12 protein-coding genes are annotated in these 14,440 nt (G+C 70.8%); 3 read left to right on the forward strand and 9 right to left on the reverse strand.

Annotation, left to right across the window (positions count from 1 at the left end):
* Nucleotides 1-73: 73 nt before the first annotated feature.
* Nucleotides 74-1,786: a chitinase gene (locus NMN56_RS09010; protein WP_274042640.1), complete on the reverse strand. Its 1,713-nt coding sequence runs from the start codon at nt 1,784-1,786 to the stop codon at nt 74-76.
* Nucleotides 1,787-2,104: 318 nt separating this feature from the next.
* Nucleotides 2,105-2,980: an alpha/beta fold hydrolase gene (locus NMN56_RS09015; RefSeq protein WP_274042400.1), complete on the reverse strand. Its 876-nt coding sequence runs from the start codon at nt 2,978-2,980 to the stop codon at nt 2,105-2,107.
* A gap of 148 nt (nt 2,981-3,128) precedes the next feature.
* On the opposite strand from NMN56_RS09015, the gene NMN56_RS09020 reads away from it, so the two are divergent.
* Complete coding sequence (locus NMN56_RS09020; RefSeq protein WP_274042641.1) at nt 3,129-3,614, forward strand: CGNR zinc finger domain-containing protein; 486 nt, start codon at nt 3,129-3,131, stop codon at nt 3,612-3,614.
* A 135-nt stretch (nt 3,615-3,749) separates the two neighbouring features.
* Here the strand turns inward: NMN56_RS09020 and menC are convergent, their stop codons facing one another.
* From menC to NMN56_RS09040, 4 genes are all read right to left on the reverse strand, one after another.
* Nucleotides 3,750-4,877, reverse strand: a complete 1,128-nt coding sequence (gene menC, locus NMN56_RS09025; RefSeq protein ID WP_274042401.1) for an o-succinylbenzoate synthase — start codon at nt 4,875-4,877, stop codon at nt 3,750-3,752.
* Nucleotides 4,878-4,901: 24 nt separating this feature from the next.
* On the reverse strand, nt 4,902-5,672 hold the full coding sequence (locus tag NMN56_RS09030; RefSeq protein WP_274042402.1) for a GNAT family N-acetyltransferase: 771 nt from the start codon (nt 5,670-5,672) through the stop codon (nt 4,902-4,904).
* Complete coding sequence (locus tag NMN56_RS09035; protein WP_274042642.1) at nt 5,669-6,751, reverse strand: M20 family metallopeptidase; 1,083 nt, start codon at nt 6,749-6,751, stop codon at nt 5,669-5,671. Before NMN56_RS09035 ends, NMN56_RS09030 begins: the two co-directional genes overlap by 4 nt.
* Nucleotides 6,752-7,020: 269 nt before the next feature.
* Entirely contained in the window at nt 7,021-8,040 is a 1,020-nt protein-coding gene (locus tag NMN56_RS09040; protein ID WP_274042403.1) for a dipeptidase, read from the reverse strand.
* A gap of 588 nt (nt 8,041-8,628) precedes the next feature.
* Between NMN56_RS09040 and NMN56_RS09045 the strand changes: the two genes are divergently transcribed.
* Nucleotides 8,629-8,874 (forward strand): hypothetical protein, encoded by a 246-nt coding sequence (locus NMN56_RS09045; RefSeq protein WP_274042404.1) that lies wholly within the window; start codon nt 8,629-8,631, stop codon nt 8,872-8,874.
* Nucleotides 8,875-8,947: 73 nt separating this feature from the next.
* On the opposite strand, the gene NMN56_RS09050 is transcribed toward NMN56_RS09045, so the two are convergent.
* Nucleotides 8,948-10,609, reverse strand: coding sequence for a PucR family transcriptional regulator (locus tag NMN56_RS09050; protein ID WP_274042405.1), 1,662 nt, complete (start codon nt 10,607-10,609; stop codon nt 8,948-8,950).
* A gap of 203 nt (nt 10,610-10,812) precedes the next feature.
* Complete coding sequence (locus NMN56_RS09055; protein ID WP_430542511.1) at nt 10,813-11,856, reverse strand: serine hydrolase domain-containing protein; 1,044 nt, start codon at nt 11,854-11,856, stop codon at nt 10,813-10,815.
* 249 nt (nt 11,857-12,105) lie between these two features.
* Here NMN56_RS09055 and NMN56_RS09060 point away from each other — a divergent pair, with 249 nt between their 5' ends.
* Nucleotides 12,106-12,765, forward strand: coding sequence for a TetR/AcrR family transcriptional regulator (locus tag NMN56_RS09060; protein ID WP_274042407.1), 660 nt, complete (start codon nt 12,106-12,108; stop codon nt 12,763-12,765).
* Between the two features lie 359 nt (nt 12,766-13,124).
* Here the strand turns inward: NMN56_RS09060 and NMN56_RS09070 are convergent, their stop codons facing one another.
* Nucleotides 13,125-14,339 (reverse strand): hypothetical protein, encoded by a 1,215-nt coding sequence (locus tag NMN56_RS09070; protein WP_274042408.1) that lies wholly within the window; start codon nt 14,337-14,339, stop codon nt 13,125-13,127.
* Nucleotides 14,340-14,440 lie beyond the last annotated feature (101 nt).

The raw sequence follows: 14,440 nt of genomic DNA on the forward strand, positions 1-14,440 counted from the left end.
GGGCGGGCGGACCGTGTTCGGTCCGCCCGCCCCTCGCGGCCGTTCATCCGCTACGGAAGGCTGTGAACCTTCGCTACGGAAGGCTGTGCACCTTCGGGCCGACAGCGTTCGACCACGCGTGGCCCGCCGTCGCGTCCCAGTTCGTCGACCACGTCATGGCGCCGCGCAGCGACGGGTACGTCTTCGGCGGCTTGAAGGAGCCGCAGCCGGTGCCGCGGGTCAGGCAGTCGAGGGCGTTGTTCACGACCGACGGGGCCACGTAACCGCTGCCCGCGCCACGCGTCGACGCCGGGACGCCGATCCCGACCTGCGACGGGTCGAGGCCGCCCTCCAGCTGGATGCAGGCGAGCGCGGTCAGGAAGTCCACGCCGCCCTGGCTGTAGACCTTGCCGTCACAGCCGAGCATCGAACCGCTGTTGTAGTACTGCATGTTGACGACCGTGAGGATGTCCTTCACGTTCAGCGCCGTCTGGAAGTACCCACCGGACGTGGACTGCATGTCGATGGTCTGGGGTGCCATCGTGAGCACCATCTTCGGGCCCGCCTTCGCCGAGAGCTGGCGCAGCGCCTTCGACATGTAGGTGGGGTTGAGGCCGTTCTCCAGGTCGATGTCGACGCCGTTGAACCCGTACTCCTGCATCAGCGCGTAGGCGCTGTTGGCGAACGCCGTCGCGGAGGCGTCACTGTTGACGGAGATGGTGCCCTTCTCGCCGCCGACCGAGAGGATCACGGACTTGCCCGCGGCCTTCTTCGCGGCGATGTCCGCCTTGAAGTCGGCGGTGGAGGCGTAGCCGACGGCCGGGTCCAGGTTGAAGGTGATCTGTCCCGGAGTGGTGGTGGCATCGGCGAACGACACGGCGATGATGTCGTACTGCGAGGACACGTCCCGCAGCTTCTGCACGGTCGCGCCGTTGTTGAAGTTCTGCCAGTAGCCGGTCACCGCGTGCCGGGGCACGGTGCCGTTGCCGTCACCGTCGCCCTTGGGGGTCCGTACGGACACCGCCGTGGACTTCGCCGACTCGCCCGCCGCGTTCGAGGCGCTCACCTGGAAGCTGTACGTGGTCTCCGGTGTGAGCCCTGTGACGGTCGTGGAGGCGCCACTGGCCGAGGCGACCTTCGTGCCGTCGCGGTAGACGGTGTACCCCGTCGCCGTGGACGACGGCGTCCAGGACAGGTCAACCGATGTGGGCGTCGCCGTGCCCGCAGCGAGGCCGGCCGGGACGGGCGGTATCTCGACCGGGTCGGGGCCGCCGCCCCCGTCGGGTCCGAAGACGCTCACGTCGTCCACGTAGTACGCGCTCTGCCCGTACCAGCCGTGTGTGTACACGGTGACCGAGGTGGTGTTCGCGCCGGTGGTGAAGCTGGTGGAGAGCTGTTGCCAGGACGAGGTGCCCGGCGTCCAGGTCGACACGTCGGTGGTGCCGGTGCCGCGGGCGCCGAGGTAGGCGTAGCTGCCCTGCACCCAACTGCTCAGCTTGTACGTCGAGTTCGGCTTCACCGCGACGATCTGGGAGCACTCGGCTGTGCCCTGACCTGACGGGGTGGCCTTGAGCGCCTTCGCGCCGCCGCGCACGGGGGAGGTGACGGCGGAACCGCTGTTCGCTGCGCAGGTCCAGTTGCTCAGGTCCGCCTCGAACCCGGCGTTCTTGGCGACGTTGACGTCCGCCGCTGTGGCGCCGGCCGTTTTGGTGCCCGCGGCCTTGGTGCCGGCCGCGTCGGTGTCCGCCGACTGCGCGGGCGCGGCGAGCGCGGTGACGGCGAGCGCGGCGGCCACACCGAGGGCCATCGCGGCGCTGATCCTCCGGCGGACGCCGGGTCTGTCCTGACGATCACGGTCCACGGGGTGTCTCCTCGGGGAAGGTGAAGCATGTAAGCGACGACGGTGGCCACCGCTGTTGCGCGCAAAGTTGGTCCAGACCAATCGAGTTGTCAAGACTTCTGGAGAGGAGAGCCCGCAGCGGGGCACGCGACAGCCGTGGCCACCGTCATCCCCGGCGCCCCGACCGGGAGGCCGGACAGGAGGTCGGCCGGGAGCGGACCAGGCGGCGCTTCATGCGCGGGACTTCGTATCCGGCGTCGAAGACGACCAGCCGTTCCGCCGGTTTCATGCCGGTGAAGCGGCGGTGGTCAGGAACCCGCGGATGTACCCGGCCACGGTGTCCAGGTGGCTCTCCAGCAGGAAGTGGCCGCCTCCGGGTACCAGGTGGATCTCCGCTTCCGGCAGGTCTTCCGCGAAGGCACGTGCTCCGTCCGGGCCGAAGATCTCGTCGCCCGCGCCCCAGACCGCGAGGAGCGGAACCTGGCGTTCCCGGAAGTAGGCGTGCACCCGGGGGTAGAGGGGCCGGTTGCCGGCGTAGTCGCGGAACAGGGCGAGCTGTACGAGGTCGTTGCCCGGCCGGTTGACCTCGCGGTGGTCGGCGGCCCAGGTGTCGGGATCGACCAGTTCGGGCCGGTCCACTCCGTGCAGGTACTGCCAGCGGATGGCGTCGAGCGAGAGGGCGGCACGGACGGCGGGTTCGGTCCCGGGGCCCGGGTTCTCGGCGTATGCCCATACGGGCTGCCAGAAGTCCGGTACGAAGCCGTCCTCGTACGCGTTGCCGTTCTGGGTGATCACCGCGGTGATCGCGTCCGGGGCGCGCAGGGCCAGCCGCCAGCCGATGGGTGCGCCGTAGTCCTGGACGTACACGGCGTAGCGGGTGACGCCGAGCTGGGTCAGCAGGGCTTCGGTGATGTCGGCGAGGGAGTCGAACGTGTAGGTGAACGCGTCGACGGGCGGAGCGTCGGAGTTGCCGAAGCCGAGGTGGTCGGGGGCTATGACGTGGAAGCGATCGGCCAGCGCCGGAATGAGGTGGCGGAACATGCGCGAGCTGGACGGGTATCCGTGCAGCAGCACCAGCGTGGGCGCCTCACGGGGCCCTGCCTCGCGGTAGAAGACGCGGTGTCCCCGCACTGTCGCGTACTGGTGGCGTACCTCAACCATGACTAACCCCTTCAGTGGAGTGTGGTGGTTAATCTCCGGGCGTTCAGTAGACCGCCCTTGAGGTAACCTGTCAAACCGCTTGATGAAGTTAGTTGGGAAGGTGAGGTCAGTGCCGGACGACCAGGCCGTGCTGGGCGCCCAGGCCCTGATGCAGGCGCTGAACAGCGCCCCCGTTGTGGACGGCCGACGCCAGGACCTGTGGCGTGACGACCACGAGGTGGACAGGTGGGCGCGGGAGCACGGGGGCCTCGGGGGCGACGAGGAGCGCCGGTGGCTGCGCACCGCCCGGGACGCGCTCCAGGCGGTGGAGTCGGGCACCCCGGCTGAACCCCGGCTGCGGCAAGTCCTCGCAGGCGTGCGCAAGGTCCCGCGGCCCAGTGCGGCGGGCATCGAGTGGCAGGTGGAGGCGCCGCCCGAACGCAGGCTCGCCGTGGAACTCGTACTCGCGTGGGCGGACGTCAAGGAGCGTATGCCCGGCCGTCTGCGGCCGTGCGAGAACCCCGAATGCTGCCTCTTCCTCCTGGACCGCAGCCGCGCCAACACCGCACGGTGGTGCTCGATGAAGACCTGCGGGAACCGGCTCAAGGCCCGCCGCCACCAGGCCAGGACACGCGACACCCCGCGCCCCGGATAGAGCGCTCACCCGCCGGTGTTCGTACCGACCGGTGTTCGTACCCGCCGACGTTCGTACCCGCCGGTGCGCACGGGCGTGCGTGCGCCCTCGACCCCGGTGGCCGGAGCGGCTGGAGCGGCCGGGCCGGCGGCGTGCTTACCGTGCGATCCACTCGCTGGAGGTGGTCACCTCGTCAAGAACGTCCGGCAGCGGCGCGACGCCGATCCCTGGACCGGCGGGGACCTCCAGGTGGCCGTCGGAGAGGACGAACGGTTCCGTGAGGTCCGTGGCGAAGTAGCGGTGGGAGCCCGAGGTGTCGCCGGGGAGGGTGAAGCCGGGCAGCGCCGCGAGGGCGAGGTTGGCGGCGCGGCCGATGCCGGTCTCCAGCATGCCGCCGCACCAGACGGGGACGCCGTGGGCGCGTGCCAGGTCGTGGATGCGGCGGGCTTCGAGATAGCCGCCGACCCGGGCCGGCTTGATGTTGATGACCGAGCAGGCGCCGAGGGAGATGGCCGCCGCGGCGTCGGTGGCGGACTCGATGGACTCGTCCAGGCAGATCGGGGTGCGCAGCAGCTTGGCCAGTTGCGCGTGCTGGACCATGTCGTCGTTGGCCAGCGGCTGTTCGATCAGCAGAAGGCCGAAGTCGTCCAGCCTGGCGAGCTGTTGGGCGTCCACCAGCGTGTAGGCGGCGTTGGCGTCGACCTGTAGGAGCAGATCGTCGTCGAAGCGTTCGCGCACGGCGCGTACGGGCTCGACGTCCCAGCCGGGTTCGATCTTCAGCTTGATCCGGACGTAGCCCTCGGCGACGTACCGCTCCACGGCGTCGAGGAGCGCGGGCACCGAGTCCATGATCCCTACCGAGACGCCGCAGGGCACCCGGTCCCTGGCGGCACCGAGGTAGGAGCCGAAGGACTCGCCCGCAGCGCGGAGTTGGGCGTCCAGCACCGCTGTCTCCAGCGCGGACTTCGCCATGCGGTGGCCGGTGAAGGGGCGCAGGATCCGCCCCACCGCCTGTGCGTCCACGCCGTCCTTCGGCAGCGCGTGAATGAGGAATCTGCGCAGTACGTCCTGGGCGCCGTCGACGTACTCGGAGCAGTAGCGCGGCTCGGACGGGGCCCCGCACTCGGCCCACCCCTCGTGGTCGGGGGTCACTACGCGTACCAGGAGCACGTCGCGGCCGGTCTCCACGCCGAAGGAGGTACGGAACGGGGCAACGAGCGGCATCGTGATCCGGCGCAGCTCGACGCCGGTGATCTGCGTCGTGCCGGAGGTCTGTGTCTTCATGACTGGTGGCTCCTCTGCGTGCGGTCAGGCGCGGGGAGTTGTGGCGCGCTGGACCACGTAGCGGCGGCGTTCGTGGAACCCGACGACACGGGCGCCTTCACCGAGCAGGCCGCCCAGGGTGTGCCGTACGGCCAGTCGCCAGGCATGTGCGGCGCCGGGATCGGTGCGGCGCAGGGCCTCGATGTCGTCGGGCAGGTCGATGAGTACGGTGCCGGCCTCGGTCGCGGCGGTCTCCGGGCGGCCTTCGTGATCGCGAAGGCGGTGGGCGGCTCCGGCGGGCAGCTCGCTCACCGCGGGTGGGGAGGGCGCGGTGAGATCCCAGGCTGCCAGTACCCGGTCGGACTCGTCGCCGCCGTTGACGGCGTCGTCCATCGCGCCGTAGAAGGAGGTCAGGTAGCCCTCGGGCCGGGCGCCGAGCTTGACCAGGTTGAAGTAGGCGTTGCGGCGCACGAGCGGGTCGTAGGTCCAGGTGATGCGCCTCAGCCGGCGGGCAAGCGCCCACCGGCGCTGGTGCAGCTTGAGGGCGAGGCCCGCGCCGTGCCCCGAGACGGCCGCTGTGATGTGCGAGTGCAGCCGGGTGCCTGCGGGCTCGCCGAAGAAGGCGACCGAGGCGCCCACCAGCCGGTCGTCCTCGTACGCTCCCGCCACGTAGTTCCCGGAGTGGGCGAGGGCCCGCATGACCTCCGCCGGGATGGGCGAGCTGCCGGGCCGCGACCCCCAGACCTCGGCGTAGAGGAGGCTCACGGCGTCGAAGTCCTCCATGACGTGAAGTTCCCTGATGGTCGATCCGCTCATCGCAGCGCTCCGACGAGGTGGGCCAGAAGGCGGGCGCGTTCCGGCATGGTGGCGGTGACGACATGTTCGTGGTCGGCGTGCGCGCCGTCGCCGACCGCGCCGAGGCCGTCGAGCGTGGGGCACCCGACCCCCGCGGTGTAGTTGCCGTCGGAGGCTCCGCCGACAGCCGTCTGCCGCAGCGGGCCGAGCCCGAGCCGTGCGGCCTGTTCGGCGGCCAGCGCGAACAGTTCCCGGGAGGCGTCGGGGGCCAGGGGCGGCCGGTTGGGGCCGCCGTTGATCTCCAGCCGGGCGCCGGGAACCTGCGGCTCCAGGCCCCTGATGAGCTGGTCGACCGCCTCCTGGGCCGCGAGGTGGGGCACGCGGACATCCACGTTCAACTCGCCCCGCGCGGGCACGGTGTTGCTCGCCGTGCCGGCCCGTAGCACCGTGGGCGTCACGGTCGTCCCCGGCCCGGTGGACGCGGTGACGGTGTCGGCTACGCCTTGGAGGGCGAGGAGTTGGTGGGCGAGTTCGGTGCCCGCGTTGACGCCCTTCTCCGGTTCGAGCCCGGAGTGGGCCGCACGGCCGTGCACGGTGATGTCGTAGAAGGACACGCCCTTACGGCCGGTCTTCAACACCCCTCCGGGCGCCGAGGGCTCCAGGACGAGGGTGGTCGAGCACTGGCGTGCGATGCCCTCGATGAGCGCGCGTGAGGTGGCCGAACCGGTTTCCTCGTCGCCGGTGACGAGCACGCAGAGGCCGTCGAGGGAGGGCAGCGTGGCGAGAGCGTGGAACATCTGGACCAGACCGGCCTTCATGTCGAATACCCCGGGCCCGCGTGCGATGCCCCGCTCCACCGACCAGGGATGGGTCCGTAGGGAGCCGGTCGGCCAGACGGTGTCGTGATGGCCCAGCAGCAGGACGCGCGGCGCCCCGAAAGTCCACCGCACATGGGTGACGCCCTCGGTGACCAGCGTGCGGGGCGAGGCGCCGAGCAGGCGGCGGCCCTGCGCGGCGACGACCTGTCCACTGCGGGCCACGGCAGCGTGGTCGGTGGAACAGGACTCGCAGGCGACGAGTTCTTCGAGGTCGGCGAGCATGGTGTCCGAGTCCGGAGCCGGCGCCTGGTCGGCGCGCGCGGTGAGGTGTGCGTCGTCGTGCGGCACGGGTGAGTCCTCCAGGTGGAATGACCGCCACGCAAAGCGTGCGAGCGAGAGCTGTGTCGGGGGGTGCGGTGTCGGGTGCCGGGGGTGCGGTGACCGTGGTGGGGGTGATCGTGAGGCGGTGACCGTGATGGGGGTGATCGTGAGGCGGTGACCGTGAGATGGGCACCGGCTGAACGTGCCGCGGGGCCGAACGGCCGGGACGGTCAGCCCATGTGCGTGTTCATGAGGCGTCGTATGTTCCCGCCCAGGATCTTCAGGATGTCCTGCTCGGGCAGGCCCCGGCGGACCATCGCCTCGGTGACCAGGGGCAGACCGGCCGGACCCTCCAGTCCGGGAAACCTGAACGAGGGGTCGTCGTCGGCGGTCTCGCAGCAGGGCGCCGTGACATCAGCGATGACCTCGCGCACGAAGTCGGGCCCGAGGCCCACGTGGTCGGTCCCGGCCACGGAGGCGACGTGTTCGATGTGGTCGACGACCCGGTCGACGCTCACCTTCGCCTGGTCGTCGGTGAGGAAGTCAGGGACGAAGTTGACGCACACCACGCCGCCGGTGCCGGCGACACCGCGGATCTGGTCGTCGGTGAGGTTGCGGTGGTGGTCGCGCAGGGCGCGGGCGCAGGAATGGGTGGCGATCAGCGGGCGGGTGGCCAGCTCCAGGACATGGGCAACGCCGCTCGCCCCCAGATGGGAGATGTCGAAAAGCATGCCCAGGCGCTCCATCTCCCGCAGCGCCTGGACCCCGGGCGCGGTCAGCCGACTGCCGGTGGCGTCCTCGCGGCTGCCGTCGGCGAGCGGGGTGCGTCCCCAGTGGGCGATCGAGGCGATCCGCACGCCGAGCCGGAACAGCGTGGAGAACAGCTCGACGGAGGCGTCGATGCCCGGTGCGCTCTCCAGAGCGAGTACGAGGGCGGTCTTGTCCTCGGCCAGGGCCCTGTCGATGTCCGCGCCGTTGACGCACAGAGCGACCTGTTCCCCGTTGTCCTCGGCGAGTACGTGGGCGCACTCGATCATGCGAAGGGTCTGCCGCAGCGCCCCCTCGGGGCGGTACTGCTCGTCGATGAACACCGGCAGGACCTGGATGCCGACCCCGCCCTCGCGCAGCTGCGGCAGCCACCTGTCCCGGAAGAAACTGCCCCAGCGCTCCGGGGGCCGGGCGGCAACGGCCATGAGGAGGTCGTTGTGGGCGTCGGCGACGACGGCGCGGTGGTGCAGTTCCGAGGACATGGCGGGCCTTTCGCGTGGAAGGGGGGAAGGGGGTGACACGTGATCCGATCCACCACCCATGCGCTGACGGGCCGCACGGGCGGGGCGGGCCGTACCGGCGTGGGCGGGCCGTACGGGGCGTACGGCCGTACGGGCAGGGCGGGTCGCTGAACCTGGCCTCAACGTACGCACGGTGGAACCCTGCTTCTTGGTCTCACGGAACAAACCAGTAGGCCAATGCTTGGACGTGCGGACAACAGCCAACGCCCAGTGCCCAGTACCCGGTGCCCAGCAGCCAACGCCGCGCCCTGGCAGCTCACTTGGCATCGGCACCGGCATCGGCCGGCCAAAGGGCCCGCCCCGGCAGGCCGTATAGCAAATCCGGCGTGATGACCCGTTGGCCAGACGCACAACGCGGCCGGGAAATCTCTGGATCGGCGCCGCACCCATACGGCCGGTCCAGGCCGGACGCTGTGCGCATGCAGGACGGAATGGAACACCTCGGGGGCCGACGCATCGGGTGCGCTGGTCACCACCGGCGCCGACGCGACTGCCTTCTGGACCGCGCTGTGGAGCGGGAAACTGCTGGCCCCGGCCCAGTTGGCCGAGATGAAACGGACCGTTCCCGACGGCGAAACCCCGGGCGAGCGCTACGGCCTCGGAGTCGAGCGCTACGAGCGCACCCCAGGCTTCGTCACCTGGGGACACAGCGGCTCCATGGAGTCAGGACACATGACCAGGAACGCCGTCACCGATGACGGCGCACGGGCCGTGACCCTGCTGATCGGCTCGGAAACGTTCGACTCGGCAAAGGTGGACTCCACCATCGGCAAACTCCTCCGCGACCTCCGCTGATAGGGGTGTTCCACGGAGCGGCACACACGCAGTGAAGGGACGCAGCTCAAGCAACGCAGTGATGAGACGCAGCTCAAGGCGTGCCGGGAGCGACGGAGGCCCCGCTTCCCGCGGCACCGCTGAGCCCCGCCAGGGCCCTCAACTGGAGCCAGAGTACGAGCCGTTCGTCGGGGTCCTGGAGGTCGATCCCGAGCTGCCGGCCTACCTGCTTCAGGCGGTAGCGGCAGGTGTTGGGATGGACGGAGAGGGCCTTGGCCGCGCTCGTCACGTCACAGCCCGCGTCGAACCAGGACACCAGGGTGCGGGCGTAGTCGGTGCCGTGCTCCGCGTCGGCGGCCAGCACGCGCCGGCAGGCGCCCGCCCTCAACTCCCGTCGCTCTCGCATCACTTCCGAGAGCCGCAGCAGTGTCACCCGGGGACGCACCTCGTCGACCGTGGCCACCGGCAGAGCGTCGTCCAGCAGCCGCAGGACCACATCCGCGTCCGCACGTGAGTCCGTCACCCTGCCGAGGTCCGGCACCACCTCGCCGAGCGCCGCCCGTACCGGTACCCGCAGCGCCCTGCCTGCCCGCCGCACGATGTCCTCCGCCAGCTGCCGGTGCCGCCGGTCGCCCGCCTTCCGCCCCGGCGGCGCGTGCGCCATGCGCTGCTCCCCGGACGCGTGCTCTCCGGATACGTGCTCGCCGGGCGCGTGGTGCGCCCCGGGGGCCGGCAGCAGCGCGTACACCACCCCGTCCAGGAGCACACATGCGTGCCGCCCGTAGCGTGCCTCGCACTGCAGGCGTACGACGTCCAGCAGCCTGAGCGAGGTCCGCTCGGCGTCCGGCACGCTCGCCGCCGCGTCCAGTACGAACGCGGCCACGCGTACCGTGTCCCATCCCAGGCGGTGCGCCGCCGTCGAAGCCTCCGCCGTACCGTCGAGCAACCGGCGTACCAGGTCGGCCTCCTGATGGCGCGTCAACTCCTGGGCCGCGCGGGCGCGCAGCAGGAGCAGCGCCGCCGTCGAGGCACCCTGGGCCAGGCCCTCCTCGGCGTCCGCTGCGAGGGTGCCGCCGTCGATCACCCAGACCGAGCCGAGTGTCTCGCCGCCGGCCCGCACCGCGACGGCGAGCCGCGGCAGGTCGCCGGCCGTGAGCGGGGGCAGCCGCACAGGCCCTTCCGAGGCGAACACCAATCTGACCTGCTCCGAGTTCTCCAGGCTGCCCGGGACCTGAAGGCCGAGGATGCCCTGGCGGCGGTCCTCGTCGACCGGCTGACCGCGCACGGTGGAGTAGGCCAGAATCCGCTTGCGCGGGTCCTCCACGGCCGTTGCCCCTCCGGTCGCCACCGCGATCGCGTCGGCCAGCGCGAACAGGTCTCCCAGCCCATCGCCGCGTGCGGAACGCGCGCCGATCGCCGAGGCCAGCATCAAGTGCACGCGATGCCAGGCCGCGTGCTCATCGACCGCCAGCAGCGCCACCCCGTGCGCCTCGGCCTCACCGACCGGCCCGTCCTGGCCCCGCACCACGACCCCTGTCATCCCCGCCTCAGCCGCGGCCCGCACCAGCGGCCCGGCAGCGGCTGCCCGTACACCGACCGCGAGCAACAGGGCTCCGGGCGCATGGCGTAGCGGAGCGTGTGCGTCGTACAGCAGCGCCTCTGTGACCGGTAGGGCGGCTCCCGCGGGCGCGGTCTGAAGCCGCAGGGCCGGGCTGCCGATGACGTCCATGAGGTCGCCGAGCGTGCAGACGTCCACAGGTGCTCCTCACGGCGTCGGCCCCGGACCGAACGGACTGCTACCACCCGGGCCCGACCGGATTTGCGACCAGCCCCGACCGGACTGCTGCCCGGACACCCCAGGTTGCTCCCCAGCAGGCCCCGGTCGATTGGCCGATCCCCACAGGAACGTACGTTTCCGTTGTCCGTCGCCACAACCCGTCTCCGTGCCCCATGGCTGCGTCAGCCGTACATCGCCACGCGATAGAGGGCATCGAGCGCGTCGTCGATGGGGTGGGGCTGCGGCTTACCGGTGGAGTCGAGCCTGTTCCACCTCTGCATGTTCACCGCGACGGACATCTGCCGCTTGCCGTCGGCACGGGTCATGGCCAGCGCCCCGGCACCCCAGACCGTGCCGCCGTGGCCCCAGAAGGTGTCCTGACCGGGAGCGTCCATCGGGTGCAGGCCGAGGCCGTAGTCGATGGTCTTTCCCTCCTGGGAGATGACCGGGACGGTGCGTTGCATCTGCTTCAGCGACGACGGGCTGACGATCTCTCCGGCAAGCAGCATGCCGTAGAAGCGGTTGAGGTCGGCGACGGTCGATATCAGGGAGGCCGAAGGTCCCGCGTACGACATGTCGAAGACGCTGTAGTCGCGCGGCGGGTCGATCATGCCGAACCACGCCTCGTAGATCTGCGAGTGCGACCCGTCGACATACGGTCCGGTGGGGAGTTCGGTGTCCCGGAGCCCGGCGTGCTCGATGACGTTCCGGGTGATGTACCGCTCGGCCGTGGTGGCGGTCACCTGTTCCAGGAGTTGGGCGAGGAGCAGGTAGTTGGTGTTGGAGTACACGCCCGGGGTGCCGACGGCTGGGGCGGTGACCCCCATCTCGATCAGTTCGGCGCGGTGGAACCGTGTGAACCGGTGGTCGTCCAGGCTCTGCGGCCCGGTGTTCGCGAGGTCGGGGAACGCCTTGAGGGACGGGTAGGCGTAGGGGAGATACTCGGCGAGGCCACTGGTGTGATTGATCAGCATCCGTACCGTGATCGCGTCAGCGCGCTCGCCGGGGACCGCCCCGGGAAGGTACCGGCCGATCGGCGCGTCGAGATCGATCCGGCCGCTCTCGACCTGCTGCAGAACCGCCGCGGCTGTGAAGGTCTTGTTGATGCTGCCGACGCGGTGCCGCATGTCGGCGGTGACGGGGCGACTGGTGGCGACATCGGCGACCCCTGCGGCACCGCGCCAGACCTGGTCGCCGTCCCGCACCTCGGCGAACAGGCCCGGCATCCCGGCTCGATGGACGTCTTCGATGGCGGCGTTCAGCTCCGCGGGCTCCAGCGGTTTGCTCACGGCATACGTCCTTTCGTGGTCCCGGGGGCGAGCTCCACAGCGGCCCCCTGACTCGTGTGACAGGGCACGTACAGCACGCCGGACGCCCGCTGCCAGGCCGGTCGGCACGCTCATGTCCTCATTATGCACGCGGTGCGTGCAACACCAAGTGCATAGGTTAAGGTGCTTCCCGACGAGAGGGGTGGGATGACAGGCCGAAGGCGCTGGTCGACCGAGGAGATCCTGGACGCGGCAGCGGAGTTGCTGCGCACGAGCGACGCCGAATCGTTCAGCGTGCGCAAGCTCGCCGCTGTGCTCGGGACCGATTCCTCCAGCCTCTACCGGCACTTCCGCAGCAAGACCGAACTGCTGCGCGCGGTCGCCGACCGGACCCTCCTGGCCGCCATGGACGGCTACCGCCCCGAGGGCGACTGGAAGCAGCGCATCACGGCCGTGGCCCTGCGCGTGCGAGAGGCGTTCGGACAGCACCCCCAGCTCGCCGCGACCTGGGGACGCTATGCGTCGAGCGGCACCGGTTCCCGGCTGCTCATGGAAGAGGTGCTCCAGGCTCTGCGCGCGTCAGGGCTGCCCGAAGCGGAGATCCCGGCGCGCTACCACCGGATCGCCGTCCTCATCGCCGCGTTGATCGCCTCCGAGGCCGGGGTCAGCGCCCTCACCCCCGTGGAGCACGAACAGGGCATGGAACTGTTCCGCGTCGCGGTACTCGGCGCAGACCCCGAACGCTTCCCTGCCCTGGCCCACTTCGCCCGCGACGTCCGCCCCCTCGGGGCAGACCGCCGCGCCGCGTTCGAAGAGCTTCTCGCCGCCCAACTCACCCACATCGAGGCCGCAACCCGCGCTCAATGAGGTAGCCCGCGAACCCGGTCGTCTCCTGTAACTGGCAGCCGCACTGCAAGGTCAGCCATGTCGCCTCGCCGCACGTCATCCGGGCCGCACGTCATCCGGAAAGAGGACGCCCAGGAGCTGTGGCTCTGTTTCCACGGCGGGAACGGCACGACCCGCCTCGCCCGCTCCAAGGGCGGCACCACCTTCATCTACGACAAGGTGGTGCTCACCGCCGGGATGAGGGATCGATCGCCGTCGCACGCGGCTGACGGGACCGGCGGCGCGGGCCGACCGGTCCCGTCGGGGGCTCGGAGCGGGGCTCGGGGAGGGTGCCGAGCCGGCGGGTGCTGAGCTGCGGCCACGGGAGTTCCGCGGGTTTCCTATGGGCGCGGCGGACGCTTCGCCGCGCCTCTGAAGCGGCCCAGCACCTGGCTGAGTGTGCCGGTGGGTGAGTCGGCCGGCGGGGCTGCCGGGTCCTTCGGGGCCATCGGATCCGCCGGGTCCGCCGGGTCCGCCGGGGACCGCAGCATCGCTGCCGCGCCGCCTGCCGCGGCAAGCTCGCTCCTGGCCAGTTCCGCTTCCTTCCTGTACAGGTCGCGGGACTCGGTCATGGCGGCGAGCGCCTCGGCGTACTGGTCGACGATTCCCCGGGCACGGGCCAGCTCCTCCTCCGGGGTCAGCAGGTGCCAGCGCTGCCGCAGGAAACGTACGGCCTGCTCGGCCTCGGCCGGCATGGCCTGCGGCAGGGCAGCGAACGCCGCGATCCTCCATATCAGTTCGGTCGGCTCGGAACTGCCCAGGAACAGGTTGCGCACCACGAAGCGGTCCGCGTCGTAGTACGGGCCCTGCGGCAGCGTGGGCAGCACGACGGCTCCGCCGCGCGGCACGTTGACGTGCAGATCCTTCAGCGCCCAGTTGACGATCTGGACCTGTTCCGGCGAGGCACGGTGCTCCACCACGCGGTGACGCAGGCTCGGCGGCAGGAAGGAGGCCAGCGGACGGCGGCCCTGCTCGTCAGGGGTCATCGCCTCGTGGATGACGACGTGGATGTTCCAGCTGTCGCGGGCGCAGTCCTTGAGCAGGCGCCGCATCTCCTTGTCGTCCTCCGGCAACCGGTGCGTGATCCCCAGACGGGGCCCGGGCACCACGTCGTGGTTCCACCCGGCCCGGTCGGTGTCGGGCCAGAACATGGTGGCGGGGGACGGCCAGTCCTGGTCCCACGGCTGCTCCGCCTCGGCGGCGAGCACCCAGGTGACCACCTCACCGCGCTTGCGCCGCTCGGCGTCGTACGTGGACAACTGGGCACGCACGGTGACCTCGTCGGCCACGCGCCAGCGGGCCTCGAAGACCCGCCGGAGAGAGGCGGCGGGCGTGGGGGCACCGTCCTCGTGGCCGAAGGGGTCGTGCATACCGCCGACTGCGGACGAGGCGGCCTCCGGGGGTGCGAGGTCGAGGTAGCCGTCGATCACTCCGGCGGCCTGGAGCGCGATCAGATTGCGGCGGATCTCCAACTCGGGCTCGGGTCCGAGCTGGCGCCCGTGTCCCAGCCAGACGGTGTCGGGGACGATGGGGGAGCTGTGCTTGGTCTTCGGCATGTCGTCGATCTGTGGGGGGCTGCGTACGGTCCCCAGTATGGCGGTGCCGGTTCTCCTGGCGGGGGTTGGTGGACAAACAATGTTGACGGCCCCCCACAGCA

Origin of the sequence: Streptomyces iconiensis (assembly GCF_028657195.3) — a bacterium.
Classification (GTDB): domain Bacteria; phylum Actinomycetota; class Actinomycetes; order Streptomycetales; family Streptomycetaceae; genus Streptomyces; species Streptomyces iconiensis.